We start from the raw sequence: 17,052 nt of genomic DNA on the forward strand, positions 1-17,052 counted from the left end.
TAACTAATTTATCCGTTATTTTTATTTCTATTTTAATTTTATTTTAAATGTTTTTATTTCGAATGGATTTATAGTAAACTCGATTTTATTATCTTCAAATTTTGCCTCTTCTAAATCTTTTTCCATTAAGTTACATTCAAAAGCTTCTTGTATCTCTCTTGAGAATTCTAAGATTGCCTTAGTTCTACTATTATAGAATTCATACATTCTCACTATTAAATGATCTGTATCTTCAGCTTTCTTAATAACCTCAATCATAATATTATCTTTATCAACCTTAACTAATCCTAAAGAAGTCTCTAAATCTCCATCATTCTTCTCACAAACTTTAGTGTATAAAGATTGGTTAAGTTCATAAGCTTTTTGAACTGTATGGGCATCTTTCCATGTACCCATGTGAGGATAGATAGAATATGTGAAGAAATGCTCCTCTTGGTCGGTTTCAGTCCACGGGTGTGTTCCTGATTTAAGAAGAGTAAGCCTCATATCACCATCTTGTATATCATGTCCATACTTGCAGTTATTTAATAATGATACTCCAAAATCTCCTTCTGAAAGATCAGCCCATTTTTGACCACAAACTTCAAATCTAGCTTCATCCCATGATGTATTACTATGAGTAGGTCTCTTAACATTACCATATTGAATTTCGTAAGTTGCTTCAGTTGCATTTAAATCTATTGGGAATGAAGTTTTTAATAAGACCTCATGTTCCTTCCAATCAACATATGAGTTAAAGTCTATTCTATCTAAATCCTTATAGATATAAATATTTTGAATTATAGTAGACTCTAAGAATTTTCTTTCAATTCTTAATGTACTTCTAACTGGGCCCTCTTCAACAACCTCAATGCTTTGAACATCATCAACATTCCACATCTTTTCTTTATAATAAATATCTATATCCCAGTTACTATATTCCATAGGTTTATCTTCAAAAGCTTGAAGTCTATTTCCTAAAGCGCCCTCTTTTAATACTTCTCTTTCTGCTCTCTTATCAAATAATGAAACTATATTTCCTTCTTCATTAAATTTAACCTTTAAGAATTCATTTTCAGCTTCTTTTTCACTTAAAGAAACATTTTCTATTTCTTCATTATTGCTAGCTTCAATTATAGCAAAGCTCTTATATCCATTTGCAGGTATTCCTTTAGCAAAGAAGATTGCTTTCTTACCATCATCTATTCTTTGACAAACAATTTCTTTCTCTCCATCTAATACAGCAGGATTTTCTATATCTTCTGGAACTTCAAAAGTAGCTATGTCATCTCTTTCAAATCCTAAGGAATTGAATACAACAACACTTCTTTCCTTTAAGTTTATCTCTGATGTTATATTATCTACTGCTAAACTTACAAAATTATTTCCTTTTTCAATTAAATCTTTATATTCTTCCTTAGTTACATCATAAACTTCCTTAATTGATGAACCTGGTAAAATATCGTGGAATTGATTTAAAAGTATTGTTTCCCATGCAGCATTTAAATCAGCTAAAGGATAATTTTTCCCTAAAAGCATTGCCATTGAGTTAAACTTTTCTGCTGAAGTATATAGATTTTCACATACTCTATTATCTCTCTTATTTCTTCCCATTGAAGTGTAAGTTCCTCTATGGTACTCAAGATACAATTCTCCAACCCATTTTGGAAGCTTATTATTATCTTTAACAGTATCTTCTAACTTTTTAAAGTAATCCTTAGCTTTACCTATTTTAACCTTTGGTGCTCCTGGTATTCCCTTAGAAAGTCTCTTTCCATTTTCAAGCATTTCATAAGTAGCACCACCGCCACCATCTCCAAATCCAAATGCAACTAAAACATCATTATTTATATTTTTTTGTTGATATCTATTCCATGCACCCATTATTGAACCTGGATGAATATTTCCACAGTATGTTGTCATAGTTTCCTTAAATGGATCTTGATCTGGATAAGTTGTAGTTATAAAATGAGTTAATATTTCTGTTCCATCTATTCCTTTCCACATAAAAGTGTCGTAAGGCATTTTGTTAATTTGATTCCATGAAATCTTAGTTGTCATAAAATAATTAACATCTGACTTCTTTAATATTTGAGGAAGAGCTGCTGAATATCCAAAAACATCTGGAAGCCAAAGTATTTCATTATCTACATTGAATTCCTCTTTAAAGAATCTCTTTCCATGTAATATTTGTCTTATTAATGACTCTCCTGAAGTTACATTACAATCAGCTTCAAGCCACATTGCTCCTTCAGGTTCCCAAACACCTTCTCTTACTTTTTCTTTAACCTTCTCATAAACCTTTGGATGATCTTCCTTTAAGAATTTATAAAGTTGAGGTTGAGAAGACATGAATATATACTCTGGATATTCCTCCATAAGCTTTAATACTGTTGAGAAACTTCTTGCAACCTTCTCTCTTGTTTGTGCTACAGTCCAAAGCCAAGCTACATCTATATGAGTATGTCCAACACAAGTCGCTACCATATCTTCGTGTCCACACATTTTATCATAGAAATTTTCTTCTATATATTTATTAGCAACTTTTAAGCTTTCATTGTACTCTTTAGTGAAAGGTCTTCTTAAATCAATTAAGTTTATTGTGTCATTTAACACAGTTAGCATATCTATTCTTCTCTTATCTTCCTCATGCAACTTAGTTGCTACTATATGAGGAACGCTTAAGTTAAAGTATAATTTTCTAGCTTCTTCGTCTATTGTTACTAACTTACCATGTAAAGTTGATTTTTTACCCTCAATTCTTCCTATATGTGCATGCAAGTCTATATCATAAACTTCTCCTGCCACAGCATTATGTGTTAATATTGTCTCTTGATGATTTACATCTAACCCCTGAATATGTTCTCCATTTACATAAAGAATAAATTGAGGGTTTGTTGTATTATCCCAATCTCCTAAAAAAGTATGGAAACTTAAAGCAATAGTTTGTCCTGCAAACTCCTCTGGAACTTTAACAGAAGTTTTAAACCATCCATGACTTTCTTCTCCCCAAAGATCTCCTGTTTTAAAATCTACCCATCCATCTTCAGGTGCATTTTTTATTTCATCAATATTATCATATTTTCCTGCTATAAATTTATAATCATCTATGTTTAAAGTATTAGAATAAACATATCTTCCTATTTCTTCATAAGTTTTTCTTATTCTTTCTGATATAAATCTCATAATCTTTCTCCTTATCTTTAAATTATGTAAACTATCCAAAATTCTAATAAAAGCACCTATAAAACAGATTTGATTTATAGGTGCTTTTTAAAACTTCATTTTCTTTATTTAATTACTCTTTAACTGCTCCGATTGTTAATCCATTTACAAAGTATCTTTGGAAGAATGGATAAGCAAAGATTATTGGTAAAGTTGAAACAACAACTATTGCCATCTTAGCAGTATCTTTTGGCATGTTCTTAGTAGCCTCTATAGCATTTGCACCAAGTGAAGTCGCATTGTTTGCTAAGAACTCCATTGAGTTTTCTAATCTTATTAATAAGTACTGTAATGGTATTAAGTTTGGTTCATCGATGTATAACATAGCGTTGAACCAATCATTCCAGTATCCTAAAGTTAAGAATAATCCTATTGTAGCTATACCTGGAAGAGATATTGGTAATACTATTCTTAAGAATAATCTCCACTCTGATGCTCCATCTATCTTAGCTGATTCTATGATAGCGTCTGGTACTGATGTTTTAAAGAATGTTCTTAATATGATTATATGGAATGAACTTACACACATTGGAAGTATAAGTGCCCATATTGTATTCTTTAAGTTCAAGAATCTTGTAACTACTAGGTATGAAGCAACCATACCACCTGAGAATAACATTGGTATAAAAATTACTTTAGTAAAGAACTTTCTATAAGCAAAGCTCTTTCTTGATAAAGCATATCCATACATTGACATTATAGCTAATCCAATTAAAGTACCAATTACTGTAACTGCAATTGTAACCCCATATGATGTTATAATCTGGCTACCTGATGAGAAAATATATTTGTAAGCTTCTAAGCTCCACTCTTCTGGTATAAATCTATATCCATTTAACTGTAATGATTGCTCACTAGTTAATGAGATAGCTATAACAAATACGAATGGCATTATTGCTAAGAAAGCTAATGTTGCGAATAAAATATTTAATAAAACGTTACTCTTTTTAGAGACAGCGTTAAACTTATTTACTTCTTCTTTTGGTTCCGCTTTTTTCTTAAGTCTTCTTTGTTTAATAGTTTCTAACACACATTACACCACCTTTTTCTAGAAGAATGCGTTTTCTTCATCTACTTTTCTTACTATAGCGTTAGAAGTTACGATAAGTATTAATCCTACAAATGATTGATATAAACTTGCTGCAGAACTCATACCGATATCTCCTAAGTTCATAAGACCTCTATATACATAAGTATCGATTACGTTTGTTACTGGATATAAAGCACCTGAATCTTTTGGTAATTGATAGAATAGACCTAAGTCTCCTCTGAACATACCACCGATTGAAGTTATGAACATTATAATCATTACTGGCTTTAATAGTGGAACTGTTATATATTTTATTTGTTGGAACTTGCTTGCTCCATCTATCATTGCTGCTTCGTAGTAACTCTTATCTATACCACATATTGAAGCTAAGTAAACAACTGTTCCATATCCAACTGCTTTCCATTGACTCATAAAGATTATAATAAATGGCCAGTATTTAGGTTCTGTATACCATGAAATACCTTTACCACCCATTGCTGTTATAATACCGTTAACATATCCTTTTTCAGGGCTTAAGAATGCATATAAACAATAACTTACAACAACCCATGATAAGAAATAAGGTAAGAACATACTACTTTGATAGAACTTAGCTAATTTTTTACTTAATAACTCATTTAATAAAATTGCTAATGTTACTGGAAGTACTATTCCTAAAATTATAAATACAAGATTATACAAAACTGTATTTTTAGTTATTAACCAAGCATCACTACTTTGGAATAAGAATTTAAAGTTGTCAAATCCAACCCAATCACTCTTCATTAAACTCTCAAAAAATCCACCATGAATTCTCCATCTCTTAAATGCTACAACTACCCCAAACATAGGTAAGTAAGCAAATGCTAAGAACCATATTGCTCCTGGTATAGTAAGTAGTAAAAGTTCTTTATTGTTTTTAAAACGTTTCATTCTATCCTTCATTGTAAGCTTCTCTTTTGGAAGCTTTTTAGCTTTACTCTTCACACTTCTTCCCCCTTTTGTTGTAAACGTTTCTTACAATTAAAATATTAACACCATATACAATTTGGGAAAAGTTGAAAATATTTAGTTTTACTGTATAAATTTCAATTACCAACAAGCAAATAACACTATACCAATAGAAAATCCAAATAATATATAATTTGTATACTTCTTTGTTAAATAAAAAAGAGCTAAAGAATACTCTTTAGCTCTAAATTTCTTTTCATATTACTAATTTAAAAATTGAATTCTCCACTTTTTCCACCTAATTTTTTAACTAAGTGTATATTATCTATAATCATTCTTTTATCAACAGCTTTACACATATCATAAATTGTAAGGGCCGCAACAGACACTCCAGTTAGTGCTTCCATTTCAACTCCTGTTTTATGAATGACCTTTGTGGTAGCAGTTATTATGATTTCATTCTTATCAGAATCAATTTCAAATTCAATATTAGATCCTGTAATCATTATTGGATGACACATAGGTATTAAATTGCTAGTATTTTTCATTGCCATTATACCAGCAACTCTTGCAACACCTAACACATCTCCTTTTCCTATTTGCCCTAATTTTATTAATTCTATTGTTTCCTTAGATGCCTTCACAGTTCCAGTTGCAATAGCAACTCTCTCTGTTTCATTTTTATTACTTACATCTACCATAACTGCATTTCCTTTATTATCAAAATGAGTTAGTTTATTATCCATACTCATACTCTCCTATCTTTTAAATATTCCCATAAAAATTTCTATTATATTCTTTTAATTATTTTATTATAAGAAAAAGTTAAAACTACAGAGATTACTACTATAATTATTAATATACTGTTTGCTAATCCTGAATCACCATTTTCAATAGCATAATACATAGCCATAGGAATTGTTTGAGTCTTTCCTTGAATATTTCCAGCAACTAAAATAGTAGCTCCAAATTCTCCAAAAACTCTTGCTATACTAAGTACAATTCCTGTATATAATCCTTTTTTAGAAAGAGGCAAACTTATAAGTCTGTATAGTTTAAAGTCTGTTGCTCCCATTTCTCTTGCAGCATTTTTTACATCCTCATTAACACCAATCAATGATGCCTTTAAACTTTGATACATAATTGGTATTGAAACAACTATTCCAACAACTACAGCTCCTATCCATGTAAAAATAATGCTCATATCAAAATTATTGTATAGAAACTCTCCAATTACTCCTTTTTTTCCTAGAATTAAAAGAATTAAATATCCAACAGCAGAAGGTGGAAGAAACATAGGAAATATTATTATTGTTTCAACTATATTTTTTAATTTAAAATTCTTCTCTACCATTAAATAGCCAAGCAATATCCCTAAAATACAACTCAACAATACTGATACAAAAACAACCTTTAAAGATATTAAGAAAGCTTCTAATATCATTCTTTAGTTCACCTCAAAACCATATTCACTAAATATCTTTTTGCTTTCACTATTTTCTAAGTAATCAATAAACTTCTTTGCTTCTTTACTATTCTTACTATTTTTTAATAAGCATAACTCATATTCTATAGGTTTATGATAATCACTTGGTACTTCATAAACTATTTTACTATTTTTTAAGTCTAAAGCATCAGTTTTATAAACAAAACCAAGATTAGCTTCTCCATTTTCCACATACGTTTTAACACTTGTTACGCTTCTAGCGAAAACCAACTTACTTTCAATATCCTTAAAAAGACCTAATTTATCTAAACTCTCTTTAGCATATTGACCTGCTGGAACTGTGGATACATCACCCATAGCAATTTTACCTTCTGCAGTTTTAAGGTCTTCTAATGAATTTATTTTCTGGTTATAATCATTGTTTTCAATTAAAACTAGTTCATTCCTTAAAATTTTATAAGATTCATTTTTATTTACTAAGCCTGAATCTATAAGATCTTGTGCATATTTAGTATTAGCTGAGAAGAATAAATCTACATCTGCTCCATCATCAATTTGTTTTTTCAATGTTCCTGATCCACCAACATTATATTGAACCTTTACTCCATATTCTTTTTCAAAATCAGCTGCAATTTTCTCCATTGGCTTTTGAAGGCTGGCAGCAATACTTACTGTTAAAATTTTTTCTTCGTTATTTTTTGTACATCCTACAAATAATAATGATAACATTCCTATTACCATTATTATTGCTAGGCTTATTTTCTTGCGCATTCTCTAGCATCTCCTCTCAGAATATCTATTCCATGTTTTAAATCATCTAAAATATAATCCATAACTTCTTTACAGGCTTTTGGACTTCCAGGCATATTAACTATAAGAGTATCTTTTCTTATACCAGCAGTTGCCCTAGAAAGCATAGCTCTTTTAGTTATTGTCATACTATAACTTCTTATTGCCTCTGGAATTCCTAAGGCTTCTTTTTCTATTACATCTTTAGTAGCCTCCGGAGTAATATCTCTTTTACTAAATCCAGTTCCTCCAGTTGTAAGTATAAGATCAACCTTTAATTCATCTGCCATATGAATCATCTCATCTCTAAGCATCTCTCTTTCATCTGGAAGCACTATGTATTTTTCTACTTCAAATCCTTTTTCTTTTGCAATATGAGATATTACTAAGCCACTCTCATCTTTTCTTTCACCAGAATATCCCTTATCGCTACTAGTTATTATTCCTAATTTATACATCTTTTAAAAACACCTACCTTACTTTTATAAGTTTAATTTTAATATAATATTTTTCCTAAAACCACTTCAATTGTTTAAATTTTATCATTCAAAAACCTTGTAAAATGTGATTTTTATCACATATTTTCTAAACTTAAATATGAATCTTAATTACTTATTGCAGTTGATTTTCTTATTATTTACTTAATTTCAATTAAAAATATTATTTTTTTAACAAAGTTTATATAAAAAGGCTGTACTCAAATTTATAGCTATTTAAATACAACCTTATATTTATTATTTCGTTTTTAAATTCAATTTAGCTCTATTTTAAATTATTGTTGTTTATATAGAACTTATTAATAATTTTTTATATTTCTTAATGTTGATGGACAAACTCCATAGTACTTTTTAAACTTTCTATAAAAATAACTAGTATCTAAATAACCAACTTTCTTAGCTATATCATTTATTTTCATATTTGTATTTAATATAAGTTCCTTAGCTTTCATATTCTTTGTTCTATTTAAATACTCAGAAAATGAACATCCTACTTCCTTAGTAAATATTTGACCTAAATAAGATGTATTTATATGATATTTTTGTGCTAAAGTTTTAAGACTAACCTCTTCATAATAATTTTCATTTACATAACTTATTATTTGTTGAATTACAGGACTATATTTTATAGTAGTTGGATGCATAAGTTCTATAACTTCTCTGATCTCACTGCATAGTAGAGTTTTAATATTCTCTCTTGTATCCTCACTACAAAGTGCAACAATTTCTTCCCCTAAGCTGTTTCCTGAATATTGTTTTTCAACTTTAAATTCTTCAACAACCTTATCTAATAAAAATAATATTTTTACTGCCAAATCATAAATATTTCTTGGAGTTAAATTTTTATCTTCAACAGTTTCTTCAATTATCTTTTCTGCTTCATCTATATCTTTAGCAATTATTCTTTTATTTAGCTTGTCTAAAACTCCACTAAAGTTAACATTTTGCTCATTAATATCCCTAACATCTTCTATTGTTATACACTTGTTGTATCCTAAAGTAAGAACATATTTTTTAAGATTATTTGCTTCTTTATAGCTTTCATTAATTTTATGAAGATTCTCTATTGGTTCTCCTACACTTAAAAATACATCTATACCATACTCATTTATGATTCTCTCTTTTAAGATATTATAATATTTCTTTATTGCTTCTTTATTTAGAAATTCATCCCAAGAGTTTATTAAAATAAGCTCCTCATCTAAGGTATATATTATTTCAAAATTATTTTGAGTATTTTCTTTTATTACATCAACTATATTATGTAACATCTCCTCATTATCATATCTACTTCTAGTGTTTATAATACATAAAGAATACATTTTTGAGTCTAAATCAATATAAAAGTTTTCTTTATTTTCATCTATTTCTCCTTGGTCTAACTTACCTTTAATAAGCTTAATAAGCAAATTATGTTTACTTAAGCTTGATTTATTCTCTTCCTTTTCTTGGTTTATTTTATTTATAGTATTTCTTAGAGTTTTTTCTAATTCCTCTTCATCTATAGGTTTTAGTATATAATTTTCAACCCCTAATTCTATTGCTTTTTTAGCATAAGAAAAATCATCATATCCACTTAATATTATGAATTTTACATCTGAATTAATTTTCTTTAGCTCTTTTAGTAATTCTAATCCTGTAACCTGTGGCATATTTATATCAGTCACTACTATGTCAACTGGATTTTCATTAAACTTATCTATGGCTTCTTGTCCATTACTTGCCTTATTTACAATCTCTAAACCAAGTTCTTCCCAATCAATAATATTTTCAAGTCCCTGTAAAATTAAATTCTCATCATCAGCTAGCATAACCTTGTACATATTACTATTCCACCTCTCTAAGTGGGAACCTTAAAATCATATTAGTTCCCGTATTCTCTTCACTAGTAACAGTTAACCCATAAGGTTCCCCATATTTAATTTTAATTCTTTCATGAACATTTAACATTCCTATTGATTTACTAGAATAATCACACTCTCTAATTCTTCTATTTATATCATCTAGTTTTTCTTTAGGAATCCCCCTACCATTGTCTATAATTTCTACAACTATGTCATCTAAATGTTTATAAATATATATCTTAAGTTCATTATCATCCTTCTCTAATCTTATACCATGAACAAAATAGTTTTCGATTAAAGGTTGAAGTGTAAACTTAACAATCCCTTTATCATATAAATCCTCTTCACACTCTATACTAAATTTAAATTTTTCATTATATCTAAATTTAAAAAGCTCTAAATATTTATTACAATATTTTATTTCTTGATCAATTGAAACTATAAGTTTTCCTTTAACTTGGTTTCTAAATAAAAAGGCTAAGCTATATAGCATTTTTCCAACTTCCTTATCTCCATTACAAATAGCCTTCATTCTTATAGACTCTAATGTGTTGTAAAGAAAATGTGGGTTTATTTGATTTTGAAGTGCTACAATTTCAGCTTCCCTTTGATGAAGTTCCGCCAAATAACTTTTTCTTATATGGTCATTTAATCTTTGACACATTTTATTGAAGTTATCAGCAATAAAAGTTATCTCATCATTTTCATTTCCTAAAGGAATATATGTATCTATATCTCCATTCTCAACCCTTTCCATGGCTAAAATAAGCTCGTCCATTCTCTTACTCAAATTTTTAAATTTTAGGTAAAGAACACACTCTGCAATTATAAATAAAAATAGACTAACTAAAAATGCCGATATCTTAAATACTAGAGGAATTTTAGTTGCATCACTTGTTTTTATCCTAACCACAGATATTAATCCATTATTATCCGGTAGCATGTCAACATAATAATTTTCTTCTAGGGCTACTTCTTTATTTCCTATTTTTAATCTATCAAAGTATGGATAATATTCATAATCATATTTATTTTCAGAATCATATATAACCATACCATCCTGATTTAATATAAGAACCTCTGAATCAGTATCTCTATATTTCTTTATTATATTTCCAATTGAACTTATATCATAAGTAGCTATAAGCATTCCCTCTGATTTTAAAGATGCTGCATCTCTTATCTCATTACTTATGTTAATCTCATTTTGTTTATAAATTGTATTTTCAAGTTCACCATTATTTAATAACTTATTTGAATTAAAAGGATAAGTCTTTATTTCACCTTTTCTATTGAAAATTGATATCTCATTTCTCGAATAACTAACAAAGGATATATTCTTTAAAAAATTATTTAGTTGAAATGAACTCTTAACAAAATTCTCTATACCATTATAATAAAGTTTATCACTTGCACTATAGTAATCCAATTTTCCTTTTATATAGTCAACTAAATCCGTATTTAAATATTTAATAACATCATTTAATCTAAATTCATCTTCATAAAGCATATTCATTATTGTTCTAGATGTGCTGTTATTATATTCTAAAGTTTCATTTACATCTTGCAGTATTTTATCATTTATATAAAGCGTATTTCTCTTAACCTCTTCTGAAGTCTTAGTTAAGAAATATAAATATAAAATACTTACTATAGATAATATCACTATTGTGTATGTTACGAATAATCTCCTATAAAGATTTGATTTGCTAAATCTCATTTAAATCCCCTTTTCCCCTATATTATCCTAGTCAATTTTTATTAAAGCACATTCCTCCCCATCTGAAAAGCTTATCAAATTATGACACTTTATTGTTTTCATGTATTTTTTATGGTTTTCTTTAAAATTAATGCATATTTAATTGTTTTTGTATATTACTTATCTTAAACTATAATTAGAAATTAGTAAAACCATTACATTATTTTATGGAGTGATAAAAATGAGTGAATTTTTTAATCTTGAAAAACTACTTACTTTTTTTAATTATATCTTTTGGTTTTTTATGCTGAATCTATTTTTTTCTATATTGAATATACCTGTAATCTTGTTTCTCCTATTTGTAGGATTTAAAAATATAACAACTTACTTACCGCTATTTTTAATTTCTTTAATTCCTTTTGGAGCAAGCTTTACAGCCTTACTTTACTGCATGAGAAAACTTGTAAAATACAAAGATTTAGACTTATTTAGTGACTTTATTAAAGGACTAAAATACAACTGGAAGCAATCCACTTTAATGTGGTGTGGAGAATTAATTTTAATATTCCTTTTTAGCTTTAACTTAAGAATCTTCTCAACAGTTTATTATAGCTTAATTCTTAGTTGTGTATTTATATTTTTAATTGTACTAACTTTATTAGCTACAACTTATATGTTTGTATTAATTTCAAGATTTTCTATGAGTTCAATGGAAATTTTAAGAGCTAGTGTAATATTAACTTTTACTAAACCAATAATTTCTATAGCCAACATAGTTGTGTTTTTATTTTCACTTATGCTATTTGAAATCAATCCAGGAACAACAGTAATTTTTATAGCTAGTGTAGTATCTTATTTAATAATGTTTTTAAATAAAAATCTTCTAGAAAGCTTAGAAACGAAGAGTTCTCAAGCATAAACCAAAGTCAACATATGTTGACTTTTATTTTTTTGCTCTATTTTAGATAAATTTTAATTTTTAAGACTGAGTCTTATTTTTTTTTATAAATTTTACACAAAGTCTTAATATTCCTATATAATAACAATGTTGTACTTGAACAGAAAATTATTTCATATTACAATATACTTATTATGTCTTCATGTATATATGTTTAGAACTGATGAAGTTTAAGGAGGAAACTAAATTGTATAAATTTGTAGAAATAAATTCATCAGAAATTGATAAATTTAATGAATCTAATAGAAAAGGTCACATATTTCAAACGTCTTATTGGGCTGAATTAAAAAAAGATTGGAAATCAAAGTTTGTGGCAGGTTACGATAATGATAACAACTTAGTTATAACAGCTACAATTCTTTTAAGAAAAGCGCCATACATAAATAAATATATGGGATATATCCCAAGAAGTTTTACATGTGATTATACTAATAAAAAATTATTAATAGAATTTACTGAATATCTAAGAGATTTTGCTAAAAAGAATAATATAAGCTTTATAACAATAGATCCAGATATACACTTAAATGAAAATGAAAAAGAACTTTCAGAAGGTGCTGAAATAAAGAACTTCTTAAAGAGTTTAGGTTACAAAAATACTGACAGTAAAAACTTTGAAGCTATACAACCTAACTTTGTATTCAGACTTCCACTTCCAACTGAAGGGGATAAAATGGATATTAAAAAGGCTGTATTCAAAAAATTCTCTAGTAAAACTAGATATAATATAAAGGTTGCTGAGGAAAGAGGATTATCAGTTGAAGTTTATGATAAAGAAACTTTAAACGAAGATGTATTAGATAGATTCCACGAAATAATGGTTACAACTGGTAAAAGAGACAACTTCTTAGTAAGACATAGAGAATATTTTAAAGACATGATAGATTACTTATATCCACATTGTAGATTATACATGGTTAAGTACAGCTACGAAAATGACTTCAATAGATTATCAGAAAAACTAAGCAAACAAGAAGATGCTAAAGTTAAAGCTCTTAAGAAGATAGAAGAACTTAAAGTTAAATTTGATGCTGAAACTGATGAAGATAAGAAGTCAAGAGTTGAAAAGAAATTAAATGATCAAGATAAGAGACTTAAAGAAGCTGAAAGACAAATAGAAGGATTTAAAAAGAAAATCGCTGACATTGAACCTTTCAAAGGTCAAGAAATATATCTTTCAGGTTCAATATACCTATACTATGGAAATAAAGCATGGTATCTTTACGGTGCTTCAGAAAACATCTTAAGAGATACAATGCCTAACTTTGCTATGCAATGGTCAATGATTTGTGACTCTATAGATTTAGGTTGCGATGTATATGATTTTAGAGGTGTTTCTGGTGATTTAAACCCTGAAAATCCATTATATGGACTTTATAAATTCAAAAAAGGATTTAACGGAGATTTCGTAGAATTCATAGGAGAGTTTGATATTGTAGTTGATAACGGAATATATACACTTTACAAAAAAGCTTTCCCACAATTTAAGAAAATCAGAAATGCTATAATGAATAAAAAACAATAATAAAAAGAGTGCATTTGCACTCTTTTTATTATTTTAGCTACCTATGATTTTCTTCAATATTTAGGTCATTTAATGATAATATTCTCTTATATCCTTACCTTCTCCAATCTAATCACTTTAATTCTCCTAATACATTAAAATTTAAGATTAATACAACATATTAATATTTTGATTTTCAAAAAATAAATAGTATAATATAATAGAAAGCACTAGTAAGAATCGTTTTTCGATATCGTATTTATATATATTGTGTTATAGGAGATGACCCCATGCAAGAAAAAGTTTTAAGAAAGCTATTTTTAGGTTTTATACATATCCATATTTTACACCATGCAAAAGTTGAACCTTTTTTCGGTTCAAAGATGATTGAAGAGCTTCGTGAACATGGATATTCTATGAGTCCAGGAACTCTTTATCCAATACTTCATAATATGGAACGTGATGGTTTACTACTAAGAAAAGACAGACTAATAGATGGTAAAATAAGAAAATACTACAGCATTACAGTCGAAGGTAATGAAATACTAGAAGAGGCTAAAAGAAAAGCTTTTGAATTATTTACAGAAATAAAATAAAAAGTTTTTTAAATAAATGCGGCTTTTTAGTTAGCCCCTGAGGCCTAGCTTACAATTCTATCTAAAAATCAATACTAGTTTAAAACAAAGTAAAAAAACTATAATGGCATAGAAACTTTGCTCTAAGCCATTATAGTTTTTTATTTTTAATTAGTCACTATTTAATTAACTATAAATCTTTCAAGAAATTGTTTTGTTCTCTCATTCTTAGGATTTTTAAATATTTCCTCAGGAGTTCCTTCCTCAACAACAACTCCTCCGTCCATAAATATAACCCTATCTGCTACATCTCTTGCAAAGCTCATTTCATGAGTTACTATTAGCATTGTTTTACGTTCCTTAGCTAATTCTTTTATAACAGCTAAAACTTCTGATACCAATTCTGGGTCTAAAGCTGATGTAGGTTCATCAAAAAGAGTAACATTTGGATTTACAGCCATAGCTCTTGCTATACTAACCCTCTGTTTTTGTCCGCCAGATAAAGTACTTGGATAATTATCTTTTTTATCAACCATGCCTACTTTTTTTAAATTTTTTAAAGCAATTTCCTCGGCTTTTTTCTTATCCATTTTATCTACTACAATTAATGCTTCCATAACATTTTGTAACACTGTCTTATTATTAAATAAATTGTAATGTTGAAATACCATTGCTGATTGTTTTCTTAAATCATTTATTTCTTTTTTACTAACTTTTTCAGCATTAATTTTAACACTACCAACTTGAATTTCTCCTTTATCTGGTGTTTCTAAGTAGTTTAAACATCTTAAAAATGTTGATTTACCAGAACCAGAAGGACCAATTATAACAACTACTTCGCCTTCTTCAACCTCAATATTAATATCTTTTAATACTTCTAGATCCTTATAGCTTTTCTTCATATTTTTAACCTTTATCATGACTTCTTTCCCCCTTTACTAGTAAACTGAAAGTTTCTTTTCTAAAATCTTTTGTAGGTAGTTAAAGATGCCTATGATTATCCAGTACATAATTGCTACAACTATGTAACTTTCAAAGAACTTGTAACTAGCCGCTGCTTCCATTTGAGCCTTAGCTAAAAGTTCTACAACTCCTAAAGTAAATGCTAAAGAAGAACCTTTTACTGTATCTACAAAGATATTTCCTAAAGGTGGCGTAGCTATTCTAAAGGCTTGTGGTAAAACTACTCTTCTTAGAGCTTGAGCTCTTGTCATACCTAATGAAAGACATGCTTCCATCTGTCCTTTATCTATAGCATCTATTGATGATCTTAATATTTCTGCTATATATGCAGATGCATTAAGTCCTAATCCTATTAAAGCCGCAGTATATGCACTCATATCATGAAGTGCTGGAATTACCTGTGGTACACCAAAATAAAGTAGGAACAATTGTACTAAAAGAGGAGTTCCTCTAAAGAATGATATGTAAACCTCAGCTATTTGCTTTAGTACAGGAATTTTATAAATTCTTATCATTGCAAGAGCTATTCCCACAACTAATCCTAATATCATACCAAAAACTGATAAAGATATTGTTACGTTAACCGCTTTTAATAACATAGGTACTAGTTTTAATGAATACATAAAATCAAAACTTATACTATTGTTATTTTCGTTACTTACCACTTGATTACTATTTTCTTGATTGTTAGGAGAAGTAACATTCATTCCTAACCATTTTTCAGAAATAGATTTAAGTGTTCCATCTTTTTTCATCTCATCTAAGGCTTTATTAACATTCTCTGATAAATCCTTACCTTTTTGATCTTTAACAAATGGATAAGCATTTTCTATCTTATCTATTGGTTCTCCAGCTAGCTGTAAGTCTAAATTTTTCTCTTTTATAGTAGCTATAGCTGATACTCTATCTATTACTACGGCATCTATTCTTCCAAGTAAAAGTTCATTAAAAGCCGCATCTGTATTTTGATAAGTTATTACTTTAATTTCTCCATTTTTATCCTTATCCTTAACTAATTGTTCATAGTTACTTCCAAGATCCACTCCAACCTTTTTACCTTTTAAATCATCAAAAGACTTAATTGAATCATTACCTTTTTTAACTATTATTTGTGCACCACTATATACAGATGGTTCTGAAAAATAATACTTTTCTTGTCTTTCTGGTGTTACACTTATTTGGTTGGCTATTGTATCAACCTTTCCACTTTCTAACATTCCAAATAATCCGCTGAAAGAAGCTGTTTTAAACTCAACATCATATCCTAATTTCTTTCCTATCTCATTCCATACATCAACTTCAAATCCATTAAGTTTTCCACCCTCTAGAAAAGTAAATGGATAATATGTTCCTGAAGTTGCTACTGTTATTTTTTCTTTATTAGTGCTATTTTTTTGAATGTTATTACTAGTATTGATACAACCAACTAATACCATCATTAAAATACTGATTGTTAGAAATAATAACATTAATTTTTTCTTCATTAGCTTAACCTCTTTCCGTTTTAATTATAATCTTAATTATATTAATTCCCATCAAAATTGTCAACTTTGATTTTCATTCTATATTAATTATATTTATCCTTTATATA

General features: G+C 28.2%; 14 protein-coding genes. 3 read left to right on the top strand and 11 right to left on the bottom strand.

Features of this window, described 5'->3' with window-relative positions; all coding sequences use genetic code 11:
- Positions 1 to 27 precede the first annotated feature (27 nt).
- From AC2JAQ_RS12735 to AC2JAQ_RS12775, 9 genes are all read right to left on the bottom strand, one after another.
- Positions 28 to 3,165, bottom strand: a complete 3,138-nt coding sequence (locus AC2JAQ_RS12735) for an alpha-mannosidase (RefSeq protein ID WP_488456780.1) — start codon at positions 3,163 to 3,165, stop codon at positions 28 to 30.
- Between the two features lie 112 nt (positions 3,166 to 3,277).
- On the bottom strand, positions 3,278 to 4,234 hold the full coding sequence (locus tag AC2JAQ_RS12740; RefSeq protein WP_488456781.1) for a carbohydrate ABC transporter permease: 957 nt from the start codon (positions 4,232 to 4,234) through the stop codon (positions 3,278 to 3,280).
- An 18-nt stretch (positions 4,235 to 4,252) separates the two neighbouring features.
- Complete coding sequence (locus AC2JAQ_RS12745; RefSeq protein ID WP_488456782.1) at positions 4,253 to 5,221, bottom strand: ABC transporter permease; 969 nt, start codon at positions 5,219 to 5,221, stop codon at positions 4,253 to 4,255.
- 233 nt (positions 5,222 to 5,454) lie between these two features.
- Positions 5,455 to 5,931, bottom strand: a complete 477-nt coding sequence (gene moaC / locus AC2JAQ_RS12750) for a cyclic pyranopterin monophosphate synthase MoaC (RefSeq protein WP_488456783.1) — start codon at positions 5,929 to 5,931, stop codon at positions 5,455 to 5,457.
- A gap of 44 nt (positions 5,932 to 5,975) precedes the next feature.
- Positions 5,976 to 6,629: a molybdate ABC transporter permease subunit gene (gene modB / locus AC2JAQ_RS12755; RefSeq protein WP_488456784.1), complete on the bottom strand. Its 654-nt coding sequence runs from the start codon at positions 6,627 to 6,629 to the stop codon at positions 5,976 to 5,978.
- A 3-nt stretch (positions 6,630 to 6,632) separates the two neighbouring features.
- On the bottom strand, positions 6,633 to 7,403 hold the full coding sequence (gene modA / locus AC2JAQ_RS12760; RefSeq protein ID WP_488456785.1) for a molybdate ABC transporter substrate-binding protein: 771 nt from the start codon (positions 7,401 to 7,403) through the stop codon (positions 6,633 to 6,635).
- Positions 7,388 to 7,879, bottom strand: coding sequence for a MogA/MoaB family molybdenum cofactor biosynthesis protein (locus AC2JAQ_RS12765; protein ID WP_488456786.1), 492 nt, complete (start codon positions 7,877 to 7,879; stop codon positions 7,388 to 7,390). Before AC2JAQ_RS12765 ends, modA begins: the two co-directional genes overlap by 16 nt.
- A gap of 338 nt (positions 7,880 to 8,217) precedes the next feature.
- A complete protein-coding gene (locus AC2JAQ_RS12770) occupies positions 8,218 to 9,741 on the bottom strand; it encodes a response regulator (RefSeq protein WP_488456787.1) in 1,524 nt (507 codons plus the stop codon).
- A 4-nt stretch (positions 9,742 to 9,745) separates the two neighbouring features.
- Positions 9,746 to 11,482 (bottom strand): sensor histidine kinase, encoded by a 1,737-nt coding sequence (locus AC2JAQ_RS12775; protein WP_488456788.1) that lies wholly within the window; start codon positions 11,480 to 11,482, stop codon positions 9,746 to 9,748.
- A 220-nt stretch (positions 11,483 to 11,702) separates the two neighbouring features.
- Between AC2JAQ_RS12775 and AC2JAQ_RS12780 the strand changes: the two genes are divergently transcribed.
- The 3 genes from AC2JAQ_RS12780 to AC2JAQ_RS12790 all read left to right on the top strand — a co-directional run bounded on the left by AC2JAQ_RS12780 (position 11,703) and on the right by AC2JAQ_RS12790 (position 14,519).
- Positions 11,703 to 12,380 (top strand): DUF624 domain-containing protein, encoded by a 678-nt coding sequence (locus tag AC2JAQ_RS12780; protein WP_488456789.1) that lies wholly within the window; start codon positions 11,703 to 11,705, stop codon positions 12,378 to 12,380.
- Between the two features lie 226 nt (positions 12,381 to 12,606).
- The gene (locus AC2JAQ_RS12785; RefSeq protein ID WP_488456790.1) at positions 12,607 to 13,944 is read left to right on the top strand and encodes a lipid II:glycine glycyltransferase FemX; all 1,338 of its coding nucleotides are present in this window, start codon (positions 12,607 to 12,609) and stop codon (positions 13,942 to 13,944) included.
- Positions 13,945 to 14,213: 269 nt separating this feature from the next.
- On the top strand, positions 14,214 to 14,519 hold the full coding sequence (locus AC2JAQ_RS12790; RefSeq protein ID WP_423237902.1) for a PadR family transcriptional regulator: 306 nt from the start codon (positions 14,214 to 14,216) through the stop codon (positions 14,517 to 14,519).
- Between the two features lie 161 nt (positions 14,520 to 14,680).
- Here AC2JAQ_RS12790 and AC2JAQ_RS12795 read toward each other — a convergent pair whose 3' ends face one another.
- Positions 14,681 to 15,418: an amino acid ABC transporter ATP-binding protein gene (locus AC2JAQ_RS12795; protein WP_488456791.1), complete on the bottom strand. Its 738-nt coding sequence runs from the start codon at positions 15,416 to 15,418 to the stop codon at positions 14,681 to 14,683.
- 18 nt (positions 15,419 to 15,436) lie between these two features.
- Positions 15,437 to 16,945 carry an ABC transporter permease subunit gene (locus tag AC2JAQ_RS12800; RefSeq protein WP_488456792.1) on the bottom strand — a complete coding sequence of 503 codons (1,509 nt, stop codon included), beginning with the start codon at positions 16,943 to 16,945 and terminating at the stop codon, positions 15,437 to 15,439.
- Positions 16,946 to 17,052 lie beyond the last annotated feature (107 nt).

This window comes from Clostridium sp. LIBA-8553, assembly GCF_057782465.1.

Bases quoted from the DNA above. Each gene is read 5' to 3' on its own strand.
- AC2JAQ_RS12735 (WP_488456780.1), bottom strand. From the start codon at position 3,165: ATGAGATTTATATCAGAAAGAATAAGAAAAACTTATGAAGAAATAGGA.
- moaC (WP_488456783.1), bottom strand. From the start codon at position 5,931: ATGGATAATAAACTAACTCATTTTGATAATAAAGGAAATGCAGTTATG.
- modB (WP_488456784.1), bottom strand. From the start codon at position 6,629: ATGATATTAGAAGCTTTCTTAATATCTTTAAAGGTTGTTTTTGTATCA.
- modA (WP_488456785.1), bottom strand. From the start codon at position 7,403: ATGCGCAAGAAAATAAGCCTAGCAATAATAATGGTAATAGGAATGTTA.
- AC2JAQ_RS12765 (WP_488456786.1), bottom strand. From the start codon at position 7,879: ATGTATAAATTAGGAATAATAACTAGTAGCGATAAGGGATATTCTGGT.
- AC2JAQ_RS12770 (WP_488456787.1), bottom strand. From the start codon at position 9,741: ATGTACAAGGTTATGCTAGCTGATGATGAGAATTTAATTTTACAGGGA.
- AC2JAQ_RS12775 (WP_488456788.1), bottom strand. From the start codon at position 11,482: ATGAGATTTAGCAAATCAAATCTTTATAGGAGATTATTCGTAACATAC.
- AC2JAQ_RS12780 (WP_488456789.1), top strand. From the start codon at position 11,703: ATGAGTGAATTTTTTAATCTTGAAAAACTACTTACTTTTTTTAATTAT.
- AC2JAQ_RS12790 (WP_423237902.1), top strand. From the start codon at position 14,214: ATGCAAGAAAAAGTTTTAAGAAAGCTATTTTTAGGTTTTATACATATC.
- AC2JAQ_RS12795 (WP_488456791.1), bottom strand. From the start codon at position 15,418: ATGATAAAGGTTAAAAATATGAAGAAAAGCTATAAGGATCTAGAAGTA.
- AC2JAQ_RS12800 (WP_488456792.1), bottom strand. From the start codon at position 16,945: ATGAAGAAAAAATTAATGTTATTATTTCTAACAATCAGTATTTTAATG.